18 protein-coding genes are annotated in these 25,057 nt (G+C 70.7%); 14 read left to right on the forward strand and 4 right to left on the reverse strand.

Annotated features, from left to right (window positions below; all coding sequences use genetic code 11):
* The first annotated feature begins 19 nt into the window (after nucleotides 1–19).
* The 3 genes from AQI94_RS17480 to AQI94_RS17490 are packed head-to-tail and all read left to right on the forward strand — an operon-like array spanning nucleotide 20 to nucleotide 3,445.
* Complete coding sequence (locus tag AQI94_RS17480; protein ID WP_031044603.1) at nucleotides 20–610, forward strand: TetR/AcrR family transcriptional regulator; 591 nt, start codon at nucleotides 20–22, stop codon at nucleotides 608–610.
* Nucleotides 611–664: 54 nt separating this feature from the next.
* The gene (locus AQI94_RS17485) at nucleotides 665–1,012 is read left to right on the forward strand and encodes a VOC family protein (RefSeq protein ID WP_031044601.1); all 348 of its coding nucleotides are present in this window, start codon (nucleotides 665–667) and stop codon (nucleotides 1,010–1,012) included.
* Nucleotides 1,013–1,066: 54 nt separating this feature from the next.
* Nucleotides 1,067–3,445: an ATP-binding cassette domain-containing protein gene (locus AQI94_RS17490; protein ID WP_031044598.1), complete on the forward strand. Its 2,379-nt coding sequence runs from the start codon at nucleotides 1,067–1,069 to the stop codon at nucleotides 3,443–3,445.
* 7 nt (nucleotides 3,446–3,452) lie between these two features.
* On the opposite strand, the gene AQI94_RS42830 is transcribed toward AQI94_RS17490, so the two are convergent.
* Nucleotides 3,453–5,387, reverse strand: coding sequence for a PAS domain S-box protein (locus AQI94_RS42830; RefSeq protein ID WP_078902715.1), 1,935 nt, complete (start codon nucleotides 5,385–5,387; stop codon nucleotides 3,453–3,455).
* Between the two features lie 278 nt (nucleotides 5,388–5,665).
* On the opposite strand from AQI94_RS42830, the gene AQI94_RS17500 reads away from it, so the two are divergent.
* From AQI94_RS17500 to AQI94_RS17515, 4 genes are all read left to right on the forward strand, one after another.
* Nucleotides 5,666–6,751, forward strand: a complete 1,086-nt coding sequence (locus AQI94_RS17500; RefSeq protein ID WP_062229801.1) for an S-(hydroxymethyl)mycothiol dehydrogenase — start codon at nucleotides 5,666–5,668, stop codon at nucleotides 6,749–6,751.
* Nucleotides 6,752–6,911: 160 nt separating this feature from the next.
* On the forward strand, nucleotides 6,912–7,274 hold the full coding sequence (locus tag AQI94_RS17505; RefSeq protein WP_031054186.1) for a bifunctional 3-phenylpropionate/cinnamic acid dioxygenase ferredoxin subunit: 363 nt from the start codon (nucleotides 6,912–6,914) through the stop codon (nucleotides 7,272–7,274).
* Nucleotides 7,271–8,431, forward strand: coding sequence for an NAD(P)/FAD-dependent oxidoreductase (locus tag AQI94_RS17510; protein ID WP_079062547.1), 1,161 nt, complete (start codon nucleotides 7,271–7,273; stop codon nucleotides 8,429–8,431). Before AQI94_RS17505 ends, AQI94_RS17510 begins: the two co-directional genes overlap by 4 nt.
* Nucleotides 8,432–8,518: 87 nt before the next feature.
* Nucleotides 8,519–9,646 carry an aromatic ring-hydroxylating oxygenase subunit alpha gene (locus AQI94_RS17515; RefSeq protein ID WP_031041048.1) on the forward strand — a complete coding sequence of 376 codons (1,128 nt, stop codon included), beginning with the start codon at nucleotides 8,519–8,521 and terminating at the stop codon, nucleotides 9,644–9,646.
* Here AQI94_RS17515 and AQI94_RS17520 read toward each other — a convergent pair.
* Nucleotides 9,634–10,380, reverse strand: coding sequence for an IclR family transcriptional regulator (locus AQI94_RS17520; protein WP_031041045.1), 747 nt, complete (start codon nucleotides 10,378–10,380; stop codon nucleotides 9,634–9,636). The two genes, AQI94_RS17515 and AQI94_RS17520, sit on opposite strands and share 13 nt — an antisense overlap.
* A gap of 208 nt (nucleotides 10,381–10,588) precedes the next feature.
* Here AQI94_RS17520 and betA point away from each other — a divergent pair, with 208 nt between their 5' ends.
* The 6 genes from betA (at nucleotide 10,589) to AQI94_RS17550 (ending at nucleotide 20,654) form a co-directional block, all read left to right on the forward strand.
* A complete protein-coding gene (betA, locus tag AQI94_RS17525) occupies nucleotides 10,589–12,259 on the forward strand; it encodes a choline dehydrogenase (protein ID WP_031041041.1) in 1,671 nt (556 codons plus the stop codon).
* 184 nt (nucleotides 12,260–12,443) lie between these two features.
* Nucleotides 12,444–13,913, forward strand: a complete 1,470-nt coding sequence (locus tag AQI94_RS17530) for an aldehyde dehydrogenase family protein (protein ID WP_031041038.1) — start codon at nucleotides 12,444–12,446, stop codon at nucleotides 13,911–13,913.
* Nucleotides 13,914–13,933: 20 nt separating this feature from the next.
* The gene (locus AQI94_RS17535; protein ID WP_031041036.1) at nucleotides 13,934–15,022 is read left to right on the forward strand and encodes a quaternary amine ABC transporter ATP-binding protein; all 1,089 of its coding nucleotides are present in this window, start codon (nucleotides 13,934–13,936) and stop codon (nucleotides 15,020–15,022) included.
* Nucleotides 15,022–17,031 carry an ABC transporter permease gene (locus AQI94_RS17540; RefSeq protein WP_031041033.1) on the forward strand — a complete coding sequence of 670 codons (2,010 nt, stop codon included), beginning with the start codon at nucleotides 15,022–15,024 and terminating at the stop codon, nucleotides 17,029–17,031. The genes AQI94_RS17535 and AQI94_RS17540 overlap by 1 nt, the downstream gene beginning before the upstream one ends.
* A 13-nt stretch (nucleotides 17,032–17,044) precedes the next feature.
* The gene (locus tag AQI94_RS17545) at nucleotides 17,045–18,010 is read left to right on the forward strand and encodes an ABC transporter substrate-binding protein (RefSeq protein ID WP_031041032.1); all 966 of its coding nucleotides are present in this window, start codon (nucleotides 17,045–17,047) and stop codon (nucleotides 18,008–18,010) included.
* A gap of 205 nt (nucleotides 18,011–18,215) precedes the next feature.
* Nucleotides 18,216–20,654, forward strand: coding sequence for a GcvT family protein (locus AQI94_RS17550; protein WP_031041029.1), 2,439 nt, complete (start codon nucleotides 18,216–18,218; stop codon nucleotides 20,652–20,654).
* Between the two features lie 176 nt (nucleotides 20,655–20,830).
* On the opposite strand, the gene AQI94_RS17555 is transcribed toward AQI94_RS17550, so the two are convergent.
* Together AQI94_RS17555 and purU are read right to left on the reverse strand one after the other, a co-directional pair.
* The gene (locus AQI94_RS17555; protein ID WP_199814303.1) at nucleotides 20,831–21,622 is read right to left on the reverse strand and encodes an IclR family transcriptional regulator; all 792 of its coding nucleotides are present in this window, start codon (nucleotides 21,620–21,622) and stop codon (nucleotides 20,831–20,833) included.
* Nucleotides 21,623–21,653: 31 nt separating this feature from the next.
* Nucleotides 21,654–22,526, reverse strand: a complete 873-nt coding sequence (purU, locus tag AQI94_RS17560) for a formyltetrahydrofolate deformylase (protein ID WP_031041011.1) — start codon at nucleotides 22,524–22,526, stop codon at nucleotides 21,654–21,656.
* A gap of 233 nt (nucleotides 22,527–22,759) precedes the next feature.
* Between purU and AQI94_RS17565 the strand changes: the two genes are divergently transcribed.
* Complete coding sequence (locus AQI94_RS17565) at nucleotides 22,760–24,865, forward strand: glycoside hydrolase family 36 protein (RefSeq protein ID WP_031041008.1); 2,106 nt, start codon at nucleotides 22,760–22,762, stop codon at nucleotides 24,863–24,865.
* The last annotated feature ends 192 nt before the right edge of the window (nucleotides 24,866–25,057 follow it).

Raw genomic sequence — 25,057 nt, forward strand, 5'->3', positions numbered from 1 at the left:
TCGACAACGGGGGACACGCATGGCACGCATGCCGTCGGCGGAGCGGCGCAGACAGCTGACGGCAGCGGCGATCAGGGCGATGGCCCGGGACGGCGTCGCCAAGACGACGACCCGGTCCATCGCCGCCGAGGCCGGGGTGTCCCTGAGCGTCTTCCACTACTGCTTCGACTCCAAGCAGGCCCTCGTCGAGTCCGTGATCACCACGCTCACCGATCAGTCGGTGAGCGTGGTCCGGGAGGCGCTGCGTCCCAGGGACAGCCTGGAGGAGACCGTCGCCGCCGGCTTCCGGGCCTACTGGGACCATGTCCGCGCCCACCCCGAGGCGCACATGCTCACCTACGAGCTCACCCAGTACGCCCTGCGCGAGCCCGGCTTCGAGCACCTGGCCAGACGCCAGTACGAGCTGTACGGCGAGGCGTACGCCGAGCTGATCGAGCAGCTGCGGGGGGACATGGACCTGGAGCTGGGGGTGCCCGTCTCCGTGCTGGCCCGCTATCTCGCGGCCATGACCGACGGGCTCACCCTGAACTACCTCGTCCTCGGTGACGCGGCCGCCTGGTCGGACATCCTCGACACGGTCACGGCGCACATCGCGGGACTGGTGCGCTGAGACCGGTCAGGATTCGAGAAGCGCGGGGCCGCGGCCCTGGCTAGCGTGACGGGCATGGACATCCGGATACGGGCGAGCTTCCTCCCGCACGACGACCCGGAGGCCGCCCTGGCCTTCTACCGGGACGTGCTGGGCTTCGAGGTGCGCGGGGACGTGGGCCGCGACGGCATGCGCTGGATCACCGTCGGTCCCGCGGGTCCGGGCGGCACCTCGGTCGTGCTGAGCCCGGCGGGCGAGGACCCCGGGCTCCTGCTCGCCACCCCCGACCTCGACTCCGTCTTCGAGCGGCTGCAGGCCCGCGCCGAGGTGATCCAGGAGCCGATCGAGCAGCCGTACGGCATCCGGGACTGCGCCTTCCTCGATCCCGCGGGCAACGTGATCCGCGTCCAGGAGCTGCGCTGAGGCGCGCGCCTCGACATAGTGTTCGAAGTTGTCGAAACGGGAGGACCAGTCACCATGAGCAAGGCCACGCGGAGCGACGCGCCGCACGCCGCTGACAGCCACGACCTGATCCGCGTGCACGGGGCGCGCGAGAACAACCTCAAGGACGTCAGTATCGAGATCCCGAAGCGCCGGCTCACGGTGTTCACCGGAGTCTCCGGCTCCGGCAAGAGCTCGCTGGTGTTCGACACCATCGCCGCCGAGTCGCAGCGGCTGATCAACGAGACCTACAGCGCCTTCGTGCAGGGCTTCATGCCGACCCTGGGGCGCCCCGAGGTCGACGTCCTGGACGGTCTGACCACCGCCATCACCGTCGACCAGCAGCGCCTCGGCGGCGACCCGCGCTCCACCGTCGGCACCGTCACCGACACCAACGCGATGCTCCGCATCCTGTTCAGCAGACTCGGGACCCCGCACATCGGCTCGCCCAAGGCGTTCTCCTTCAACGTCGCCTCCATCAGCGGGGCGGGCGCGGTCACCATGGAGCGCGGCGGACAGACCGTGAAGGAGCGCCGCAGCTTCAGCATCGTCGGCGGCATGTGCCCGCGCTGCGAGGGCCGCGGCACGGTCAACGACATCGACCTCACCCAGCTCTACGACGACTCCAAGTCGCTCGCCGAGGGCGCGATGACCATCCCCGGCTACAAGGCCGGCGGCTGGAACTACCGGCTCTACAGCGAGTCCGGCTTCTTCGACGCGGACAAGCCGATCCGGAAGTTCACCAAGCGCGAGCTCCAGGACTTCCTGTACCGCGAGCCGGTCCGGATGAAGATCGCGGGCATCAACATGACCTACGAGGGTCTCGTCCCGCGCATCCAGAAGTCGATGCTCGCCAAGGACCGCGAGTCGATGCAGCCGCACATCCGCGAGTTCGTGGACCGTGCGATCACCTTCATGGTCTGCCCCGACTGCGAGGGCACCCGGCTCAGCGAGGGTGCCCGCTCCTCGAAGATCAAGGGGATCAGCATCGCCGACGCCTGCGCGATGCAGATCAGCGACCTGGCCGAGTGGGTGCGCGCCCTGGACGAGCCGTCGGTCGGCCCGCTGCTGACGGCGCTGGGCGAGACCCTCGACTCCTTTGTGGAGATCGGGCTCGGCTATCTCTCCCTCGACCGGTCCTCCGGCACGCTGTCCGGCGGCGAGGCACAGCGCACCAAGATGATCCGCCACCTCGGCTCCTCGCTCACCGACGTCACCTACGTCTTCGACGAGCCGACGATCGGGCTGCACCCCCATGACATCCAGCGCATGAACAACCTGCTGCTGCGCCTGCGGGACAAGGGCAACACGGTGCTCGTCGTGGAGCACAAGCCGGAGACCATCGTGATCGCCGACCACGTCGTCGACCTCGGCCCCGGTGCCGGTACGGCGGGCGGCGCGGTCTGCTTCGAGGGCACGGTCGAAGGGCTGCGGACCAGTGGCACGGTCACCGGCCGCCACTTCGACGACCGGGCCGGACTCAAGGACACGGTCCGCAAGGCCAACGGCGCGCTGGAGATCCGCGGTGCGAGCACGCACAACCTCCAGGGGGTCGACGTCGACATCCCGCTCGGGGTGCTGACCGTGATCACCGGGGTCGCGGGGTCCGGCAAGAGCTCGCTGGTGCACGGGTCGATCCCGGCCACGGAGGGCATCGTCTCCGTCGACCAGGGCGCCATCCGCGGCTCGCGGCGCAGCAACCCGGCGACGTACACCGGGCTGCTGGAGCCGATCCGCAAGGCGTTCGCGAAGGCCAACGGAGTGAAGCCGGCGCTGTTCAGCGCCAACTCCGAGGGCGCCTGCCCCACCTGCAACGGCGCGGGAGTCGTCTACACCGACCTCGCGATGATGGCGGGGGTCGCCACGACCTGTGAGGAGTGCGAGGGGAAGCGGTTCCAGGCCTCCGTGCTGGAGTACCACCTCGGCGGGCGGGACATCAGCGAGGTGCTCGCGATGCCGGTGACGGAGGCGGAGGAGTTCTTCGGCGCCGGTGAGGCGCGTACGCCGACCGCGCACAGGATCCTGGAGCGCCTCTCGGACGTCGGGCTCGGCTATCTCACCCTCGGCCAGCCGCTCACCACGCTGTCCGGCGGTGAGCGCCAGCGGCTGAAGCTGGCGACCCACATGGGGGAGAAGGGCGGCGTGTTCATCCTCGACGAGCCGACCACCGGCCTCCACCTCGCCGACGTGGAACAGCTCCTCGGCCTGCTCGACCGGCTCGTCGACTCCGGCAAGTCCGTCATCGTCGTCGAGCACCACCAGGCGGTCATGGCCCACGCCGACTGGATCATCGACCTCGGTCCGGGCGCGGGTCACGACGGCGGACGGATCGTGTTCGAGGGGACGCCCGCGGAGCTCGTCGCCACGGGGGGCACGCTCACGGCGGAGCATCTGGCGGCGTACGTCGGGGAGTGACGGGCCTTCACAGCTTCAGCGTGAACCACGTCGTCTTGCCGTCGTCCGTCGGGCGCACGCCCCAGGTGTCGGCGAGGGTGCGGACCAGGAGGAGGCCGCGGCCGGACTCCTCGTCGTCGGCGGCGAGGCGGGGCTGCGGCAGATGCGGACTGTGGTCGCTGACCTCGACGGTCAGGCCCGTGTCGGTGCGGCACAGGCGGACACCGATGGGGCCCTCGGCGTGCTGGACGGCGTTGGTGAGGGTCTCGGAGAGCAGCAGCAGTGCCTCGTCCGCGGAGGCGGCGCAGTCCCAGGAGAGCAGGGCCTTGCTCAGGAAGGTCCTGCCCTCCGGGACCGACGCGGGGACGGCGGCGAGGTCGCAGCTCACGGCGTCCGGCGGCGCGTCCGGCAACTGGGCGAGCAGCAGGGTGACGTCGTCGTTGTGGCTCTCCGCGTCCGGCAGCAGACCGGCGAGGACGTGGTCGGCGGCGGCCTCCAGACACGGCGGGTCGAGGAAGAACCCGGCCAGCACGGAGGTGAGTTCACCGACCCGCTCCTCGATGTCGCTGCCGGGCGTCTCGATCAGGCCGTCGGTGTAGAGGACCAGCGTGGCGCCGGGCGGCACCGCCACGGAGGTCTGCTCGTACAGGACGTCACCGACACCGAGCGGCGCGTTCACCGGCACGAGGAGGCTGTGCACCCCCTCACCGGGGATGGCCACCAGGGTCGGCAGATGACCGGCGGAGCAGACGGTGACCGTGCCGCTGTCCGGGGCGATCGTCAGGTAGCAACAGGTGACGAGCTGGTCGGGGACGTCGAGGTCGGTGACGCAGTTCTCCAGCTCCTGCATGAGCTGACGCGGCTGCATCCCGGTCTTGGCGAGGGCGTGCGCGGCCGAGCGCAGCTGGCCCATCACGGCGGCCGCCTCCAGACCGCGGCCCATGACGTCCCCGATGAGGACGCCCACCCGCCCGGCCCCCAGGGGGATCAGGTCGAACCAGTCGCCGCCCACGCCGGCCCCCTGGGTGGCGGGGCGGTAGCGGCTGGCGGTGGCGAGGCCGGGAATGGCGGGCGGGGTGCCCATCAGGCTGCGCTGGAGGGTGAGCGCGATGTGCCTCTGCTGCTCGTACAGTTCGGTGAGTTCGGCCTCGGCTCGTTTGCGGTCGCTGATGTCCCGCACGATCGCGCAGGCCCCGACGACCTTGCCGAGGGTGTCCCGCGTCGGCCACAGGGTGACGTCGACGTCCAGCAGGGTGCCGGCCTCGGTGACCCGCAGTGCCTCGAAGTGCTCCACCTTCTCGCCGTGCCGCAGGCGTTTCAGCAGCGCGTTGATGTCGCCGTGCAGTGCGGCGGGGGAGAGCATCGACACGTGCCGGCCGATGGCCTCCTCGGCGGTGTAGCCGTACAGCCGCTGGGCGGCGGCGTTCCAGTAGGTGATGTACCCGTCGAGGGTCATGGCGAGGATCGCGTCCTGGGAGGACTCGACGAGCGCGGCGAGCTCGTTGATCCGGGCCTCCGCGGCCTTGCGGTCGCTGACGTCCCGGACGGCGGCGGAGACCAGCAGACCGTCCGCCGTCTCCATCGGGCTCAGGCTGATCTCGACGGGGAACTCGGTGCCGTCCTTGCGCAACCCGTGCAGATCGAGGCCGGCGCCCATCGGCCGGACCTGGCGGTTGGCGGCGTACTGGCCGCGGTGCACGCCGTGGTGGCCGCGGAAGCGGTGCGGCATGAGCAGTTCGACGGGGCGGCCGAGCAGGTCCTCGCGCGCGTAGCCGAAGAGGGCCTCGGTCTGGGCGTTGACGAGCTTGATGATGCCGGTGTCGTCGACGATGACCATGGCGTCCGGCGCGGCCTCCAGCAGCCCGCGGAACCGCTCCTCGGCGGCTCCCGGAACGGCGGTCCCGGGGACGGCGTGTGCCGAGCCGGCCGGTCCCGCCGGCTCCGCTTCCATGACGTCGCTCATGCCCACCCCTGCCCGTGCGTCCGGCGGTCGGGGCCATCTCAGTGCACCCCGGCCCTCGCCGTGGCCACATGTCGGCAACTGTCCTTTCCTGGCCACAACCCCTTCGAGGAGCGGGCGGACCTGCCCGGAAGGGCACGGGAGGCGTACGCCCCGTCCGCGCCGGCGATCCGGCCGGAACCGACCTCTTGACCCCTGGCTCGCCCTCCTCGATGCTCAGTTGCGCATAGCGATACGCGTCGCGAATGAGGCAACTGAGAGCGCAGTCGGAGGAGTGACCCATGGCTCATGAGGTTCGTGCTGTCGTCGCCCGCGGGAAGGGCGCCCCGGTCTCGGTCGAGACGATCGTGGTCCCCGACCCCGGGCCCGGCGAGGCGCTGGTGAAGGTCGAGGCGTGCGGGGTCTGCCACACCGATCTCCACTACCGGGAGGGCGGCATCAGCGACGACTTCCCCTTCCTCCTCGGACATGAGGCGGCCGGCCGCGTCGAGGCCGTGGGGGAGGGCGTCACCGGCGTCGGACCGGGCGACTTCGTCATCCTCAACTGGCGTGCGGTGTGCGGTGCGTGCCGGGCGTGCAGCAGGGGCAGGCCCTGGTACTGCTTCGCCACCCGCAACGCGACGCAGCCGATGACCCTGCTCGACGGCACCCCGCTCTCGCCCGCCCTCGGCATCGGCGCCTTCGCGGAGAAGACCCTGGTGGCCGCCGGGCAGTGCACCAAGGTGGACCCGGCGGCCCCGGCCACCGCGGCGGGACTGCTCGGCTGCGGTGTCATGGCGGGCTTCGGCGCGGCCGTGAACACCGGTGCCGTCGGCCGCGGGGACTCCGTCGCCGTCATCGGGTGCGGCGGGGTCGGCATGGCCGCCGTCGCGGGAGCGCGGCTCGCCGGCGCGACCAAGGTCATCGCCGTCGACGTCGACCCGCGCAAGCTGGAGCGGGCCACGGGGATGGGCGCCACCCATGTCGTCGACGGCTCCGCCACGGACGTCGTGGCGGCGGTGCGCGAGCTGACCGGCGGCTTCGGCGCCGACGTGGTCGTCGAGGCGGTCGGCCGCCCCGAGACGTACCGGCAGGCCTTCTACGCCCGCGACCTCGCCGGCACCGTCGTCCTGGTCGGTGTGCCCACCCCCGGGACGACACTGGAACTGCCGCTGCTCGACGTCTTCGGACGCGGGGGTGCCCTGAAGTCCAGCTGGTACGGCGACTGCCTGCCCTCACGGGACTTCCCGGCGCTCGTCGACCTCTACCTGGACGGGCGCTTCGACCTGGACGTGTTCGTGTCCGAGACCATCGGTCTCGGGGACGTGGAGAAGGCGTTCGAGAAGATGCGCCGCGGAGAGGTGCTGCGCTCCGTGGTGGTCCTGTGAGAGAGCCCTCGCCGTTGTTCATAGCGCACGATGTTGCGCAGGGGACAACGCGGATTTCTGTCCGGGTCCGGCCTCTGGACGCCTTGACAAGGGTTTGTGGCCGCCCTCAAACTGACGTTGCGTTCAACGCAATCCGTTTCGCTATACGCACCGAGGTGTCATGATGATTCCCGCGTGCCGTCTCGTGGACCTTCCCCGAGGCGAGGCCTACCGGCTCGACATCGATCCGCCGGTCTCGGTGTTCCACACCGACGACGGCGAGGTCTTCGCCATCGACGACACCTGCACCCATCAGGACGCCTCGCTCGCCGACGGCTGGCTGGAGGGCTGCGAGGTCGAATGCCCGCTGCACGCCTCGAAGTTCGACCTGCGGACGGGTGCCGTGGACGCCCCGCCGGCCAAGCGCCCGGTCCGCACCCACGAGGTCCGTGTCGAGGACGGCATGATCTACGTCCAGCTGTCCCTGGACGCGCCCAACCTGCCGCCCTGCGTCGCGGCCCGGCTGGCCGGCGGACCCGCGTGAGGACGGTCGCCGTGGTCGGCGCCTCGCTCGCCGGTCTCTCGGCCGCGCGTTCACTGCGCAGGCAGGGCTTCGACGGGCGGCTCGTCGTCATCGGCGACGAACCGCACCGCCCGTACGACAGGCCCCCGTTGTCCAAGGAGTTCCTGGCCGGATCCCTGGCCGAGGCGGATCTCGCGCTGGAACCGGACGAGGAGGACCTGCGGGCCGAGTGGCTGCTCGGTGTCCGCGCCGTCGGTCTCGACGGCCCGCAGCGCGCCGTACGGCTCGCCGACGGCAGCGAGGTGCGGGCGGACGGCGTCGTCATCGCGACCGGCGCCGCCGCCCGGACCCTGCCCGGCACGGACGGCCTGGCCGGCGTGCACACCCTGCGCACCCTGGACGACGCCCGCGCCCTCCGTGACGAACTGGCCCTCGGGGGACGGCTGGTGGTGATCGGCGGTGGGTTCATCGGCGCCGAGGTCGCCTCCACCGCGTACGCCCTCGGGCTCGACGTGACCGTCGTGGAAGCCGCCCCGACCCCCCTGGCCGGACCCCTCGGCGAGACCATGGGCGGGATCGTCTCCGCCCTCCACGCCGACCACGGCGTACGGCTGTTGTGCGGGGTGGGCGTCAAGGGGCTGCGCGGCGGGAGCCGGGTCGAGGCCGTCCTGCTGGCGGACGGCCGCAGCGTCGGCGCCGACATCGTGGTCGTGGGGGTAGGCGCGCGTCCGTGCGTCGAGTGGCTCGCGGGCTCGGGGCTCGCCCTCGGCGACGGCGTCACCTGCGGCGCCGACGGCCGCACCGGCCTGGCCGGCGTGGTCGCGGTCGGGGACTGCGCCTCCTGGTACGACCCGCGCGCGGGCCTGCACCGCCGCGTCGAGCACTGGACCGGTGCCCGGGAGCGGCCCGACGCGGCCGTGACCGCGCTGCTGGCGGGCGGCGCGGTGGAACCGAGCGCGCCGAGGCCGCCGTACTTCTGGTCGGACCAGTACGGCGTGAAGATCCAGTTCGCCGGTCACGCGGCCGCCGCCGACAGCGTGACGATCGAGGAGGGCGCCCGGGACGAGCACAACGTCCTGGCCGTCTACCGGCGTTCCGGCCATCCGGTCGCCGTGCTCGGGATGAACCAGCCGCGGCTGTTCACGCGCTGGCGCAAGCAGCTCGCCGCGGCGGCCTGACAGCACCGTCGCTGTCGCTCCGCCCGCAACGCCGTCCGCTCTTCCCGGCGTGCACCACCGGCCCACGACGTCCCTGAGGAGTGCACTGTGACCTCGACCAGCCTGCCGGACAGCCTGATCGCCACCCTCCCCGGCGCCTCCTACACGGATCCCGGCATCTTCGCCCAGGAGCAGGAGCACATCTTCGAAGCGATGTGGTTCTGCGCCGTCCGCGCCGCCGACCTGCCCAAACCCGGCGCCTTCAGGACCGTGCAGGTGGGCCGCGAGAGCATCCTGATCACGCGCGCCCGGGACGACTCGGTGCGCGCGTACTTCAACGTCTGCCGGCACCGGGGCGCCAGACTGTGCACGGAGGAGTCGGGAGAGGTCAAGCGGGCGTTCCAGTGTCCGTACCACGCCTGGACGTACGACCTGACGGGCAAGCTCGTGGCCGCGCCGAACCTGACGAAGATGCCGGACGTGGGCCGGACCGAGTACGGCCTGGCGAGCGTCGCGGTGCGTGAGTGGCTGGGCTATGTGTGGGTGTGCCTCGCCGAGAATCCGCCGCCCTTCGACGAGGTCGTCCAGGAGGTGGTCACGCGCCTCGGCGACACCGAGTCCATCGAGCACTACGACATCGACAACCTCCAGGTCGGCCGGCGGATCACGTACGACGTGAAGGCCAACTGGAAACTGATCATCGAGAACTTCATGGAGTGCTACCACTGCGCGACCATCCACCCCGAACTCACCGAGGTCCTCCCGGAGTTCGCCGACGGGTACGCCGCCCAGTACTACGTGGGGCACGGCGCGGAGTTCGGCGAGGACGTCAGGGGCTTCACCGTCGACGGCTCGGAGGGGCTGGACCGGATCCCGGGAGTCTCCGAGGACCAGGACCGCCGGTACTACGCGATCACCGTGCGGCCGCAGGTGTTCGTCAACCTCGTGCCCGACCACGTGATCTTCCACCGGATGTACCCGGTCGCCGCCGACCGCACGGTCGTGGAGTGCGACTGGCTGTACCTTCCGGACGTCGTGCAGAGCGGGAAGGACGTCAGCCGGTCGGTGGAGCTGTTCGACCGGGTCAACCGGCAGGACTTCGACGCGTGCGAGCGCACCCAGCCGGCCATGAGCTCACGGCTGTACGCCAAGGGCGGTGTCCTGGTCCCCAGCGAGCACCACATCGGCGCCTTCCACGACTGGGTCCAGGCCCGGCTGGGGGCTCAGCCCAGGTAACCCATCCGGTGGCTGATCTCCTCGGCACCCTTGACCAGGACCGGGGCGAGCTCGTGCAGGCGCTCCTCGGAGAGCCGGTACGCGGGCCCCGAGGCGCTGAGCGCGGCGATGACCTCGCCGTCCCGGTCGCGGACCGGCGCGGCCATGGCGTGCAGACCGAGCTCCAGCTCCTCCAGGGCCCAGGCGTAACCCCGCTCCCGGGCCTCGGCGAGGTTCTTCTCCAGCTTGGTCTTCGCGGTGATGGTGCGCGGGGTGACCTTCTTCAGGCCGGTCTCCGTCAGCAGCGCGGCGCGCTCCTTGGCGGGCAGGTGGGCCAGCAGGATCTTGCCGCTCGACGTGGCGTGCAGCGGGGTCAGCTGGCCGACCCAGTTCTGCGCGGTGACGGCACCCGGGCCGCGCACCTGGTAGAGGTTGACCGCGTAGCGCTCCTGCATCACGGCGAGGTTCACCGTCTCGCCGATCTCCTCGGCGAGGTCCTCGCAGACCGGGCGGCTCTGCTGGGTGATGTCGATGCGTCCGGTGACCGCGCCTGCCAGGCGCACGATGCCGAAACCGAGCCGGTACTTGCCGCGCTCACCCGCCTGTTCCACCAGGCCGCGCGCCTCCAGGGCGCCGAGCAGCCGGAACGCCGTGGACTTGTGCACGTCGATCTCGGCGGCCACCTCGCTGACCCCGGCCTCGCCGCGCTGGGCCAGGATCTCCATGACGTGAATGGCCCGGTCGACGGACTGCACTCCGCCGCTCGACGACCCTGTCGTTTCGTTATCCGGGTTGTAGTTGCTCACAACGCAACTATACGGGGGGTAAACAACAAGGACGTGAGTCTGTTTCGGGGACCTCGTGCATGTGTCGTGTAAGTTGCGCGCTTCGCAACCTGGTGCGTATCACGCTACCCGTACTAGCATGCCGCGCGTATCGACGGCGCGAGCGAGACGAGGCACCATGGCTCCCGAGCAGTACGACTTCGTCATCGTCGGCGGTGGATCGGCCGGCAGCGCACTGGCCAACCGGCTCTCCGCCGACCCGGGCAACCGGGTACTGGTCCTGGAGGCCGGCCGGCCCGACTACCCGTGGGACGTCTTCATCCACATGCCCGCGGCGCTGACCTACCCGATCGGCAGCCGCTTCTACGACTGGAAGTACGAGTCCGAGCCCGAGCCGCACATGGGCGGCCGGCGCGTCTACCACGCCCGCGGCAAGGTGCTGGGCGGCTCCAGCAGCATCAACGGCATGATCTTCCAACGCGGCAACCCCCTGGACTACGAGCGCTGGGCCGCCGATCCGGGCATGGAGACCTGGGACTACGCGCACTGTCTGCCGTACTTCAAGCGCATGGAGAACTGTCTCGCGGCCGACCCGGACGACGAGTTCCGCGGCCACGACGGCCCTCTCGTCCTGGAGCGCGGCCCGGCCACGAACCCGCTCTTCACCGCCTTCCAGAAGGCCACCGAGGAAGCCGGGTACGCGCCGACCGACGACGTCAACGGCTACCGGCAGGAGGGCTTCGCCAAGTTCGACCGCAACGTCCACCGCGGTCGCCGGCTCTCCGCCTCCAAGGCCTATCTGAAGCCCGTCAGGAAGCGGCCCAACCTCACCGTCCGGACGCGCGCCCTCGTCACCCGCGTCCTGTTCGAGGGCAAGAAGGCCGTCGGCGTCGAGTACCGGCGCGGCCGCGGGGCGCCCCGGCAGGTCCGCGCCGGGGAAGTCATTCTCTGCGGCGGTGCCATCAACTCCCCGCAGCTGCTCCAGCTCTCCGGCATCGGCAACGCCGAGGAACTGCGCGCGCTCGGCATCGACGTCGTCCACGACCTGCCGGGCGTCGGCGAGAACCTGCAGGACCACCTGGAGGTGTACATCCAGTACGCCTGCAAGCAGCCCGTCTCCATGCAGCCGTACCTCGCGAAATGGCGGGCTCCCTTCATCGGCCTGCAGTGGCTCTTCCGCAAGGGCCCCGCCGCGACCAACCACTTCGAGGCCGGCGGCTTCGCCCGGAGCAACGAGGACGTGGACTACCCCAACCTGATGTTCCACTTCCTGCCGATCGCGGTCCGCTACGACGGCTCCGTGCCCGCCGGCGGACACGGCTACCAGGTGCACGTGGGACCCATGTACTCCGACGCCCTCGGTTCCGTGAAGATCAGGAGCCGGGACCCCGAGGAGCACCCGGAGCTGCGCTTCAACTACCTGTCCACCGAACAGGACCGCCGCGAGTGGGTCGAGGCGATCCGCGTCGCGCGCAGGCTGCTCAACCAGCCCGCCCTCGCCCCCTACAACGCCGGGGAGATCTCGCCCGGCCCGTCCGTCGAGACCGACGAGGAGATCCTCGCCTGGGTCGCCAAGGACGGCGAGACCGCCCTGCACCCCTCCTGCACCTGCAAGATGGGCACCGACGAGACGGCCGTCGTGGACCCCGCGAGCATGCGCGTGCACGGCGTCGAGGGGCTGCGGGTCGTCGACGCCTCGGTGATGCCCTACGTCACCAACGGCAACATCTACGCGCCGGTGATGATGATCGCGGAGAAGGCGGCCGACCTCATCCTCGGCAAGCAGCCGCTCGCGCCGTCCGAGGCCGTGTACTACCGGCACCGGGACGCCCGGACGCAGGCGGGGTAACGCGGATTTTTCGCGGGGCCGCTTGTACCCGAAACCGGCCGGGCTCCGGCGGTGCGCACGGCGTCCGCGTGCCCAAACCGTCATCCCCCAACCCCTTGACGTGGGTTGCCGCAGTCTCCAGAGTGTTCCACCACAAGCAATGCGATGCGTCATGCGCAACGAAATCGCTCGAAGGGCTCCCGACGTGGCAGACCTGTACGTGGACGGTGAATGGCGGGAGCCGGTGGCCGGAGGCCATCGGGAGATCCGTTGCCCCGCTGACGGCACGCTCTCCGCGACCGTGTCCGAGGGGACCCGGCCCGACAGTGAGGCGGCCGTCGCCGCCGCCCGCCGGGCCTTCGACGAGGGGCCCTGGCCGCACACCCCCGAGCGTGAGCGCGGCGCCCTGCTGCTGCGCACCGCCGACCTGATCGAGCGCGACGCCAAGGAGTTCGCCCGCGCCGAGTCGCTGGACACCGGCAAGCGGCTGGTGGAGAGCGAGTACGACATCGCCGACGTCGTCTCCTGTCTTCGCTACTACGGCGGGCTCGGCGGCACCGACGCCGGTCGCGTGATCGACACCGGCCGGGACGACGCCGTCAGCCGCGTGGTCCACGAGCCGATCGGGGTCTGCGGACTGATCACACCCTGGAACTACCCTCTGTTGCAAGCGAGTTGGAAGGTGGCCCCGGCCCTTCTCGCCGGCAACACGATCGTCCTCAAGCCCAGCGAGCTCACCCCCTCCACCTCGATCCTGCTGATGAGGGCGTTGGAGGAAGCCGGACTGCCCGCCGGCGCGGCCAACCTCGTCCTCGGTACCGGACCCGAGGTGGGCGCGCCGCTCTCCGAGGATCCCCGCGTCGACATGGTGTCCTTCACCGGAGGCGTGGAGACCGGCAAGCGGATCATGGCCACCGCCGCCGCGACCGTGAAGAAGGTCGCGCTGGAACTCGGTGGCAAGAACCCCAACGTCGTCTTCGCCGACGCCGACTTCGAGACGGCCGTGGACTTCGCGCTCACGGCCGTCTTCCTGCATTCGGGGCAGGTCTGCTCGGCCGGTGCCCGGCTGATCGTCGAGGACTCGCTGCACGACCGCTTCGTCGACGAGGTGGTCCGCCGGGCCCGGCAGATCCGCCTGGGCGGGCCCTTCGACCCCGAGGCCGAGACCGGTGCGCTGATCTCCGCGCAGCACCTGGAGAAGGTCGAGGCATACGTCGCCGCGGGCGTCGCCGAGGGTGCCGTCCTGCGCTGCGGCGGCGCACGACCCGCCGACCCGGACCTCGCCGGCGGCCACTACTACCCGCCCACCGTGCTCGACGAGTGCCGGCAGGACATGCGGGTGGTGCACGAGGAGTCCTTCGGGTCGGTGCTGACCGTGGAGCGCTTCACCGGGGAGGACGACGCCGTACGCATCGCCAACGACACCGAGTACGGCCTCGCCGGGGCGGTCTGGACGCAGGACGCGGGCAAGGCCCAGCGGGTCGCCCGCCGGCTGCGGCACGGCACCGTGTGGATCAACGACTACCACCCCTATGTGCCGCAGGCCGAGTGGGGTGGCTTCGGGCACTCCGGTGTGGGCCGGGAACTGGGACCGACCGGCCTCGACGAGTACCGCGAGCCCAAGCACATCTGGCAGAACATCCAACCCCGGCCGCAGCACTGGTTCCGCGGCTGAACGCCGAGAAGAGGTCGACCATGACCCCAACCCAGACCGAGGTGCCGCCGCGCCGCGGCACCCCCGAGGACGCGGCCCCCACGCCCGTCATATCCGTACGCGGGCTGTGGAAGGTGTTCGGGCCGAAGGCGGACCAGGTGCCGGACTCCGAGGAGCTGAGCGGCCTCACCCGCCGCGAACTCATGGACCGCACCGGCTGCACCGCCGCCGTGCGGGACGTGAGCTTCGACGTGGCGCCCGGCGAGGTCTTCGTCGTCATGGGACTGTCCGGCTCCGGCAAGTCCACCCTGGTGCGCTGTCTGACCCGGCTGATCGAGCCCACCGCCGGAGAGATCGTCTTCGAGGGCGAGGACATCCGGGACGCCGACGAGAAGCGGCTGCGCGAACTGCGGCGCAGCAAGTTCTCCATGGTCTTCCAGCACTTCGGTCTGCTGCCCCACCGCCGCGTCGTCGACAACGTGGCGTTCGGGCTGGAGATCCGCGGCCTGGGCCGGGCCGAGCGCATGAGGCGGGCCCTGGAGGTCGTCGAACTCGTGGGCCTGTCCGGCTACGAGAACTCCTACCCCGACCAGCTCTCCGGCGGTATGCAGCAACGCGTGGGCCTGGCAAGGGCGTTGGCCGGTGATCCGGACGTCCTCCTCTTCGACGAGCCCTTCTCGGCGCTCGACCCGCTGATCCGCCGTGACATGCAGAACGAGGTCATCCGGCTGCACCACGAGGTCGGCAAGACCATGGTGTTCATCACCCACGACCTCTCCGAGGCACTGAAGCTCGGCGACCGCATCCTGATCATGCGGGACGGCAGGACGGTCCAGTGCGGCACCGGCGACGAACTCGTCGGCGCCCCCGCCGACGACTACGTGCGCGACTTCGTCAAGGACGTGCCGCGCGGCGACGTCCTGACCCTGCGCTGGATCATGCGCCCGGCCACCCCCGAAGACCCCCTGGACGGGCCCGAGTTGGGGCCGGACGTGGTGGTGAAGGAGGCCACCCGCGCAGTGCTCGCCGCGGAGAAGCCCGTCAAGGTCGTCGAGAACGGCGAACTGCTCGGCATCGTCGGCGACGAGGAGATCCTCGCGGTGGTCGCCGGGCAGGAAGGCGACGCGTGATGACCGTCGCCATGGAGAAACCCGAGACATCCGGGGAGGCGAAGCAGGCCCCGCCGCCCCCTACCGCCGCCCCCGTGCGCCGGATCAGCCGGTCCATGGTGGTCGGCGCGATCCTCGTCGTCTGGCTCGTCCTGTTCGCCGTGCTGCGCGGGAAGCAGACCCTGTCGCTGGCCGCGGCCGACCTCACCGACCTGCACCGCTGGCTCAACGACGTCAACGACTCCATCGGCGCCAACCGCAACTCCAACCCGCTGTTCCTGTACTTCTTCAACGAGATCCGGCTGGTCATCGACAACCTGGTGACCTTCGTGCAGGACCTGATCTCCCAGCCGTCCGGCGACCGACCGGTCCCGCAGATCGGCTGGCTCGGGGTCGTCGGCCTCGCCGGCTATGTCTCCTGGGCGGTGGCCAACTGGCGGGTCGCGCTGCTGGCCGTGGCCGGCTTCACCTTCCTCGGGCTCCAGGGACTGTGGCAGGAGAGCATGGACACCCTGTCCCTGACGCTCTCCGCGGTCCTGGTGGCGCTGCTGTTCGCCCTTCCGCTGGGTGTGTGGGCGGGGCTGTCGGCACGCGCCAACCGGATCGTCACTCCGTTCCTGGACTTCATGCAGACGATGCCGACCTTCGTCTACCTGGCACCGCTGACCCTGTTCTTCCTGATCGGCGGGGCCTCCGCGACCATCGCCACCGTCATCTACGCGGCACCCCCGGCCATCCGCATCACCGCGCACGCCATCCGTTCCGTGCCCGCCACGACCGTCGAGGCCGCCGCCTCCATGGGCGCCACCCGTAGACAGTCCCTGCTCAAGGTCCTGCTGCCGATGTCCAAGCGGACCGTGGTGATGGGCGTCAACCAGACCATCATGGCCGCCCTGGCCATGGTGACCATCGCGGCCCTGATCGACGCGCCCGGCCTCGGCAAGACCGTCGTCCAGGCCCTGCAGTCCCTCGACGTCGGCACGGCCTTCAACGCGGGCCTCGCCATCGTCGTCCTGGCCATCGTCCTGGACCGGGTCACCACCGCGGCCAGCGGACGCGCGGAGGCGGCCCGGCGGTCCGGCAACCCGCTGCTCAAGTGGCGGCGGCAGCTGCTCGTGGCCGGGGGAGCGGTGGCGGCCGTACTCGTGTACCTGTCGCACACCTACCTGTGGGCGGCCGAGTTCCCCGGCGACGGCGGCACCGGCAGCACCATCGCCAAGGCGGCCGACAACGTGACCACCTGGGCGCAGGACCACCTGTCCGGGCTGACCAACGGCTTCCGTGACGTCATCACCAACGGGCTGCTCAACCCGTTCCAGACGCTGCTGACCGACTCCCCGTGGTGGCTCGTCGGCGCCGCCCTGATCGGGATCGCCGTGGTCCTCGGCGGGTGGCGCGCCGGGATCACCACCGCCGTGTGCGTGGGCCTGCTCGTCGCCACCGGCGTGTGGTCGGACGGTATGACGACCCTCGCCTCGACCGTCGTGGCGACCGTGCTGGTCATGCTGCTCGGCGTGGTCTTCGGCGTGTGGATGGGGCGCAGCGCGCTGGTGGACCGGCTGCTGCGGCCCACCCTCGACGCGGCCCAGGTCATGCCGCCGTTCGTCTATCTCGTGCCGTTCCTCGCCCTGTTCGGCGCGACCCGGTTCACGGCCATCGTCGCCGCGATCGTCTACGCGGCACCGGTCGCCATCAAGATCATCGCCGACGGGGTGCGGACCGTACCCGCGACCACCGTCGAGGCGGCCACCTCCACCGGGTGCAACACCTGGCAGATCATCACCAAGGTCCAGCTGCCGATGGCCCGCAGCGCCCTGACGCTCGCGACCAACCAGGGCCTGATCTACGTGCTGTCGATGGTCGTCGTCGGCGGCCTGGTGGGCGCGGGAGCCCTCGGCTACGACGTGGTGGCCGGCTTCTCGCAGGGACAGCTGTACGGCAAGGGCCTGGCGGCCGGGCTCGCCATCGTCCTGCTCGGCGTCATGTTCGACCGGATCACTCAAGCAGCGGCTCGCCGCACCAGCAACTGAGGAGCACGACACGATGGCAAGACACTGGCGAGCCGGCGCGGCCGGCCTGGCCGTCCTCGGCCTCACCCTCACGGCCTGCGGCGGCGCGAAGGTCGGTGACTCCTCGGAGGCCGGCGGTTCGGGCAGCTCGGGCAAGTGCGGCACCTTCAACCTCGCGGTCAACCCGTGGGTGGGCTACGAGGCGGACGCGGCGGTCGTCGCGTACGTCGCCGAGCACGACCTGAAGTGCAAGGTCACCAAGAAGGACCTCAAGGAGGAGATCGCCTGGCAGGGCTTCGGCACCGGCGAGGTCGACACCGTCCTGGAGAACTGGGGCCACGACGACCTGAAGAAGAAGTACATCACCCAGCAGAAGACCGCCGTGGAGGCCGGTTCGACCGGCAACAAGGGCATCATCGGCTGGTACGTGCCGCCGTGGCTGGCCAAGGCCCACCCGGACATCAAGGACTGGAAGAACCTCAACAAGTACGCCGCGAAGTTCAAGACCTCGGAGTCGGGCGGCAAGGGCCAGCTCCTGGACGGCGACCCCTCGTACGTCACCAACGACGAGGCGCTGGTGAAGAACCTGAAGCTGGACTTCAAGGTGGTGTACGCGGGCAGCGAGACCGCGCTGATCCAGGCGTACCGCAACGCCGAGAAGAACAAGCAGTGGGTGATCGGCTACTTCTACGAGCCGCAGTGGTTCCTCTCCGAGGTGCCACTCGTCAAGGTCGACCTGCCCGCCTACAAGACGGGCTGCGACGCCGATCCGGCCAAGGTCGCCTGCGACTACCCCGTCTACGACCTGGACAAGATCGTCAGCGCCAAGTTCGCCAAGTCGGGCAGCCCGGCCTACGACCTGGTGAAGAAGTTCAACTGGACCAACGACGACCAGAACGTCGTGGCCAAGTACATCGCCGTGGACAAGATGACGCCGGACGCGGCGGCCAAGAAGTGGGTCGAGGCCAACCGCGACAAGGTCGACGCCTGGATCAAGTAGGACGGTCGGGAAAGCCCGTCACGAAGGCCCGGTGGGCGGCGCGCGAGAGAGCGCGGCGCCCACCGGGCGTTCCCGTTTTCCGGGCTGTTGCCGCGCTGTTCCCGGGCGTCACGGGACCTCTTGACACCCACTCGCGCGGCGGGCACATTGAGTTGCGCAGCCTGAATCGTGTTGCGTACAAAGCAACTTAACCGGAGGTGCGGCGATGGCGGGACCCCGAGTGGTCATCATCGGAGCGGGCGTCGTCGGCGCGGCACTCGCCGACGAGATCTCCGCACGCGGCTGGACCGAGGTGACCGTGGTCGACCAGGGTCCGCTCCCGGCCACCGGAGGGTCGTCCTCGCACGCCCCCGGCCTGGTCTTCCAGGCCAACCCCTCCAAGACCATGACCGAGCTGGCCCGCTACACCGTCGAGAAGTTCTGCTCCCTCGACGTCGACGGGCAGCCCTGCTTCCTCCAGGTCGGCGGTCTGGAGGTGGCGACCACCCCGGAGCGCGTCACGGAACTGCACCGGCGGCACGGCTGGCTGACCGCCTGGGGCGTGGACTCTCGGATCCTGACCGCCGACGAGTGCGTGGAGAAGCACCCCCTGGTCAACCGCGAGCGGGTCCTCGCCGGCCTGCACATCCCGACCGACGGCCTCGCCAAGGCCGTTCTCGCCGTCGAGGCGCAGATCCGCCGGGCCACCGGGCGCGGAGTGACCTTCCTGGCCCGCCACGAGGTCCTGGACGTGCTCCGGGCCGACGGTGAGGTCACGGGCGTCCGCACCGACCAGGGCGATCTGGCAGCCGACATCGTCGTGTGCTGCGCCGGCATCTGGGGCCCGAAGATCGCCCGCATGGTCGGCATGAACCTCCCGCTCACCCCGCTCGGTCACCAGCTGGCCTGGACCGGCCCGGTCCCGGCGCTCGCGGGCCAGACCGAGGAGGCGGTGCGCCCGATCCTGCGCCACCAGGACGCCGACCTCTACTACCGCGACCGCCACGACACCCTCGGCATCGGCTACTACGGCCACCGCCCCATGCCCATCACCGCCGACGAGATCCTCTCCGTCGACGAGGCCGACGCGATGCCCTCGGTCCTGAAGTTCACCGAGGACGACTTCGCGGACGCCTGGACCGAGACGCAGTCACTGCTCCCGGCGACCAAGGACGCCAAGGTCGAGGAGGGCATCAACGGCCTGTTCTCCTTCACCACCGACGGCCTGCCCCTGCTCGGCGAGTCCCCGGACGTCAAGGGCTTCTGGGTCGCCGAGGCCGTCTGGGTCACCCACTCCGCCGGGGTCGGCCGGGCCGTCGCCGAGTGGCTGGTCGACGGCCACTGCTCCTCCTTCGACCTGCACGAGTGCGATGTCAACCGCTTCGAGCCGCACCAGCTCTCCCCGGAGTACGTCCTGGCCCGCGACTGCCAGAACTTCGTCGAGGTCTACGACATCCTGCACCCGCTCCAGCCCTCCGGCGACCCGCGCCCGATCCGCACCACCCCCTTCCACGCCCGCCAACAGGAGCTCGGCGCCTTCTTCCTGGAGGCGAACGGCTGGGAGCGGCCGCAGTGGTACGAGGCCAACGCGCCGCTGGTGGAAGGGCGTTCGATCGTCACCCCCAACGACTGGGCCGCGCGGTACTGGTCGCCCATCGTCGCCGCCGAGGCCCAGACCACCCGCGAGACCGTCGCGATGTACGACATGACGGCCCTCAAGCGCCTGGAGGTGAGCGGCCGGGGAGCGGCCGACCTCCTGGAGCGGCTGTGCACCGGCAAGGTCGCCAAGTCCGTCGGCTCGGTGACGTACACCCTGCTGCTGGACCACGACGGCGGCATCCGCAGCGACATCACCGTCGCCCGCCTTGCCCCCGACGTCTTCCAGGTCGGCGCCAACGGCAACCTCGACCTCGACTGGTTCACCCGCCACCTCCCCGCCGACGGCACGGTCCAGGTCCGGGACATCACCCCCGGCACCTGCTGCATCGGCCTGTGGGGACCGCTGGCCCGGGACGTCCTCCAACCGCTCACCGACGAGGACTTCTCGGCGACGGGACTGAAGTACTTCCGCGCCAAGCGCGCCCACATCGGCTCCGTCCCGGTGACGGCCATGCGCCTGTCGTACGTCGGCGAGCTCGGCTGGGAGCTGTACACCACGGCCGACCTGGGCCAGAAGTTGTGGGACACCCTCTGGCGGGCGGCGAAGCCGCTGGGCGGCATAGCGGCCGGACGGGGTGCCTTCAACAGCCTCCGCCTGGAGAAGGGCTACCGCTCCTTCGGCACCGACATGACCTACGAGCACGACCCCTACGAGGCCGGCGTCGGCTTCGCCGTCAAGGCCGACAAGGAGGACTTCGTCGGCAAGGCCGCCCTGGAGCGGCGCAGGGCAGACGTACGGCGGAAGCTGACCTGCCTGACCATCGAGGACCCGCGGGCCGTCGTGATGGGCAAGGAGCCGGTGTACGACGGGCAACGCGCGGTCGGCTACGTCACCAGCGCGGCCTTCGGCCACACGATCGGCAAGGGGATCGCCTACGCCTGGCTGCCGGCGGAGCTCGCCGTCCCCGGGACCACCGTGCACATCGGCTACTTCGACCAGCGCGTGGAGGCGGTCGTGGCCGAGGAGCCGTTGTTCGACCCGGCGATGTCCCGGCTTCGGGGCTAGTGCTCTGACTGAAATGCTCCGGCACCTGGTGGATGCCGTCCCGCAAGGCGTCACGATCAGGCCGGGCGATTCTCTCCGCGTCTCGGTCCGCCGGAGGACGCCGCCGCGGCGGTGCGACCCGGCGAACCCATGCGGTCACAGCACTGGCAGGGGCCGCCGCCTTGCGTGCCGGGGCGTCAGCCCAAGTGGCCCAGCCGGCGGCTGAGTTCGTCGGCGCCCTCCACCAGCAGCGGTGCCAGCTCGTGCATCCGCTCCTCGGTGAGCCGGAAGGCGGGGCCCGAGGCGGTGAGGGCGGCGACGACCCTGCCCTCGCCGGAACGCACGGGCGCCGCCACGGCGTTGAGGCCCTCCTCGTACTCCTCCACCGTCATGGCGTAGCCCTGCTCGCGGACCCGGACCAGCTCCGCCTCCAGTTCCCGCCGGGAGGTCAGGGTGCGTGCCGTCATCCGCTCCAGCCCGGCCGTGGCGACCAGTTCGTCCCGGCGCGTGTCCGTGAGATGGGCGAGCAGAACCTTGCCGCTCGACGTGCAGTGCATCGGCGTCAGCCGCCCGACCCAGTTCTGCGCGGTGATGGCGGACCGGCCGCGCACCTGGTCGAGGTTGATCACATGGTGGGACTCCAGGACCGCGATGTTCATCGTCTCGCCCAGTTTGTCGGCCAGGCGCTCGCAGATCCCGCGGCCGTGCTTGGTGACGTCGATGCGCCCGGTGACCGCGCCGGCCAGCCGGACGATGCCGAAGCCCAGGCGGTATTTCCCGCGCTCGCCCTCCTGCTCGACCATCCCGTGCGCCTCCAGCGCGCCCAGCAGACGGAACGCGGTGGACTTGTGGACGTCGATCGCCTCGGCCACTTCACTGACGCCTGCCTCGCCGCGCTGCGCGAGGATCTCCAGCACGGTGACGGCCCGGTCGACGGACTGCACCCCGCCGCCGGACGTGCCCCCGGACTCGGTGCCGTTGCTGTTCATGGCGGAACCCTATGCGAACAGGTCGACCTGGTCAGCGGAAGACCACCGTGCGATGGCCGTTGATCATCACGCGGCTCTGGCAGTGCCACTCCACGGCCCGGGCGAGGACCTGAGCCTCGACGTCCCGCCCCAGGGTGACGAGGCTCTCCGCGCTCTGGGCGTGGTTCACGCGGACCACGTCCTGCTCGATGATGGGCCCCTCGTCGAGGTCCGGGGTGACGTAGTGGGCGGTGGCCCCGACGAGCTTCACACCCCGCTCGTGCGCCTGGACGTAGGGCCTCGCGCCCTTGAAGCTCGGCAGGAACGAGTGGTGGATGTTGATCGCCCGGCCTTCGAGCTGCTTGCACAGGTCGTTCGACAGGATCTGCATGTAGCGGGCGAGGACCACGAGGTCGATGTCCAGCCGGTCGACCAGGTCGAGCAGCCGCGCCTCCGCGTCCGCCTTCGTCTCCGGGGTCACGGGCACATGGTGGAAGGGGATGCCGTAGCTCTCGGCGAGCGGGGCGAGGTCCCGGTGGTTGGAGACGATCGCCGGCACCTCGATGCCGAGCGCGCCGGTGCGCTGCCGGAAGAGCAGGTCGTTCAGGCAGTGGCCGAACTTCGACACCATGATCAGGGTGCGGGTCGGGGTGGCCGCGTTCCGCAGCTGCCAGTCGATCCGGTACGCCTCGGCGACCGGTGCGAAGCCGGAGCGCAGGTCCTCCAGGGTGGTGCCCGGGTCCGAGACGTCGAAGTGGACGCGCATGAAGAAGCGGTCCTGGAGCCGGTCGTCGAACTGCTGGCTCTCCTGGATGTTCCCGGAGTGCCGGACCAGGAAGCCGGTGACGGCGTGGACGAGGCCGGACCGGTCCGGGCAGGACAGGGTGAGGACGAACTCGCGGTCGGGTTGCGGTCGAAGAGACACGAAGTCCTCCCGATGGCTGCGTATTACGCAACAGTGCGACTGATACGCAACATGGTCCCGGCTGGGGCGGTCCGCGGTCAAGGGTTGTCCGCCGGCGCGGACGCGGGGGAGCGAGCGACGCTTGTGTGACCGGTCACACGCGTGTGAGGATCGGTGAGCGGTCACGCCGCGGGACCGTGAGCTCGCGCAACCCCGTGGACCGCAGGGCGAACCGTCCCGGAAGGGGAACCACGTTGACCGCAGCCGTCGGCACCCTCGGGGGATCCTGTCTCTGGTCGCATCCGGAACTCGGGCTGCGGGCCGTCCTGGACGCCACGGGATCGGTCCGGCTGGGGGCGCCCGGCCAGGACCAGGCCGCCCTGGTACCGCTCGTCGAGGTCACCGCCACCGGGCACGGGCGACTGTGGTCGGGGGAGCGCTTCATCGAGACCGCGATCGGCGCCCGGCTGACCTACCGCGACCATGACACGGTCCGGGACGCGAACCGTGAGCGGACGACGATCCGGCTGGCGGACCCCGAGACGGGCCTGGTCGCCGAAGTGAGCCTGGAGACCGCCGTGGGCGCCGGTTTCCTGCGCTCGCGGGTGCGCCTGGTCAACGAGGGCGAGGCACCGCTGCGACTGGAGAGCGTCAGCACCCTGACTCTGGGCGGCATCGCCGACGCGGACGGCGGCCTCGACGGACTGACCCTCCACTGGGCGGACAACGACTGGCTCGCCGAATGCCGTTGGCGCGAGGCGCCCTTGCGTGAGCACCTCGTCCCGCTGAGCCGTTTCGCGCACGGTCACGAGGGGCGCGGCTGCTTCGAGCGCTTCTCGCAGGGAAGCTGGTCAACGGGCCGCCACCTGCCGATCGGTGCGCTCACCGACCGGTCCGGACGCAGCTGGCTGTGGCAGATCGAGTCCAGCGCGGGCTGGCGCTACGAGACCGGCGAACGCGAAGGCGCCGCCTACCTCGCCCTGTTCGGCCCCGACGACGCCCACCACCAGTGGCGGCACACCCTCGCGCCCGGCGAGGACTTCCGTACCGTTCCCGCGGTCCTCGTCCGGGGTGCGGCGGGCGGCCTCGACACGGCCTTCGGTGAACTCACCGACCACCGCAGGCTGATCCGCCGTGACCACCCCGACCACCGCGCCCTGCCGGTGATCTACAACGACTACATGAACACCCTCATGGGCGACCCCACCACCGAGAAGCTGCTGCCGCTGGTCGAAGCGGCGGCGCGGGCCGGTGCCGAGGTCTTCGTCATCGACGCGGGGTGGTACGACGACGACGCCCAGGGCTGGTGGGACGCCGTCGGCGCGTGGGAGCCCGCCCGGGGCCGCTTCCCCGGCGGCATCCAGGAGGTGCTGGACGCGATCCGGGGCCACGGCATGGTCCCGGGACTGTGGCTGGAGCCCGAAGTGGTGGGCGTACGCAGCCCGTTGGCCCGCACCCTGCCGCCCGAGGCGTTCTTCCGGCGCGGTGGCCTGCGCGTGACCGAACACGGCCGTCACCATCTCGACCTGCGTCACCCCGCCGCCCGGGCCCACCTCGACGCGGTCGTGGACCGGCTGGCCGGCGAGTGGGGCGTCGGGTACCTCAAGCTCGACTACAACATCAACATCGGGCCCGGCGCGGAGAACGGCCCGGAGAGCCCCGGCGCCGGACTGCTCGGCCACCATCGCGCCCACCTCGACTGGATGGCCGGCCTCCTGAACCGGCACCCCGGTCTGGTCCTGGAGAACTGCGGCTCCGGCGGTCTGCGCATGGACTACGCCCAACTGGCCGTCGCCCAGCTCCAGTCCACCAGCGACCAGCAGGACCCCCTGCGCTATCCGCCCGTCGCCGCGGCCGCCGCCACCGCCGTGGCCCCCGAACAGGCCGCGGTGTGGGCCTACCCCCAGCCCGACGACACCGCCGACCGGATCGCGTTCACCCTCACCGGCGCCCTGCTGGGCCGCATCCATCTCTCCGGCTTCCTCGACCGCATGAGCGACGCGCAGTTCGACCTCGTACGGTCGGCGATCCGCGTGTACAAGGACATCCGGCCGGAGATCGCCGAGGCCCGTCCCTTCTGGCCGCTGGGCCTCCCCGGCTGGGAGGACGCCTGGATCGCCCACGGCCTGCGGGGGCGCGACTCGACGTACCTCGCGGTGTGGCGGCGGCAGCGGCCCGGCGCCCCGGAGAGCCGTGCGCTCACCCTTTCCCACCTGCGGGGCGTCGATCTGCGCCCCGAGGTGCTGCAGCCCACGACGGCCGACGCCACGGCGGAGTGGGACGCGGTCCTGGGGACGCTCACCGTCAGGCTGCCGCGCACCGACACGGCCGTGCTCCTCAGGCTGGGCGCGCCGGTCTGAGCGCCCTCGCACCTGCTCGCACCCGAGGCCCGGCGACCGTCGGCCAGGCCCCGCTCCGGTCTCGCCCACCGGGCTGACGCCCTCTCGATACCGCGCGAACCCTTGACACGCCCCATCCGACTGCGTAGATATGACTGCGCAGTCATGACAGCGCAGTCATAGAGGGCGGACCGGCCTTCGACAGACCGCTCT

The organism is Streptomyces pseudovenezuelae (genome assembly GCF_001513955.1).
Lineage (GTDB): Bacteria > Actinomycetota > Actinomycetes > Streptomycetales > Streptomycetaceae > Streptomyces > Streptomyces pseudovenezuelae.

Bases quoted from the DNA above. Each gene is read 5' to 3' on its own strand.
- AQI94_RS17480 (WP_031044603.1), top strand. From the start codon at position 20: ATGGCACGCATGCCGTCGGCGGAGCGGCGCAGACAGCTGACGGCAGCG.
- AQI94_RS17485 (WP_031044601.1), top strand. From the start codon at position 665: ATGGACATCCGGATACGGGCGAGCTTCCTCCCGCACGACGACCCGGAG.
- AQI94_RS17490 (WP_031044598.1), top strand. From the start codon at position 1,067: ATGAGCAAGGCCACGCGGAGCGACGCGCCGCACGCCGCTGACAGCCAC.
- AQI94_RS42830 (WP_078902715.1), bottom strand. From the start codon at position 5,387: ATGAGCGACGTCATGGAAGCGGAGCCGGCGGGACCGGCCGGCTCGGCA.
- AQI94_RS17500 (WP_062229801.1), top strand. From the start codon at position 5,666: ATGGCTCATGAGGTTCGTGCTGTCGTCGCCCGCGGGAAGGGCGCCCCG.
- AQI94_RS17505 (WP_031054186.1), top strand. From the start codon at position 6,912: ATGATGATTCCCGCGTGCCGTCTCGTGGACCTTCCCCGAGGCGAGGCC.
- betA (WP_031041041.1), top strand. From the start codon at position 10,589: ATGGCTCCCGAGCAGTACGACTTCGTCATCGTCGGCGGTGGATCGGCC.
- AQI94_RS17535 (WP_031041036.1), top strand. From the start codon at position 13,934: ATGACCCCAACCCAGACCGAGGTGCCGCCGCGCCGCGGCACCCCCGAG.
- AQI94_RS17540 (WP_031041033.1), top strand. From the start codon at position 15,022: ATGACCGTCGCCATGGAGAAACCCGAGACATCCGGGGAGGCGAAGCAG.
- AQI94_RS17545 (WP_031041032.1), top strand. From the start codon at position 17,045: ATGGCAAGACACTGGCGAGCCGGCGCGGCCGGCCTGGCCGTCCTCGGC.
- AQI94_RS17550 (WP_031041029.1), top strand. From the start codon at position 18,216: ATGGCGGGACCCCGAGTGGTCATCATCGGAGCGGGCGTCGTCGGCGCG.
- AQI94_RS17555 (WP_199814303.1), bottom strand. From the start codon at position 21,622: ATGAACAGCAACGGCACCGAGTCCGGGGGCACGTCCGGCGGCGGGGTG.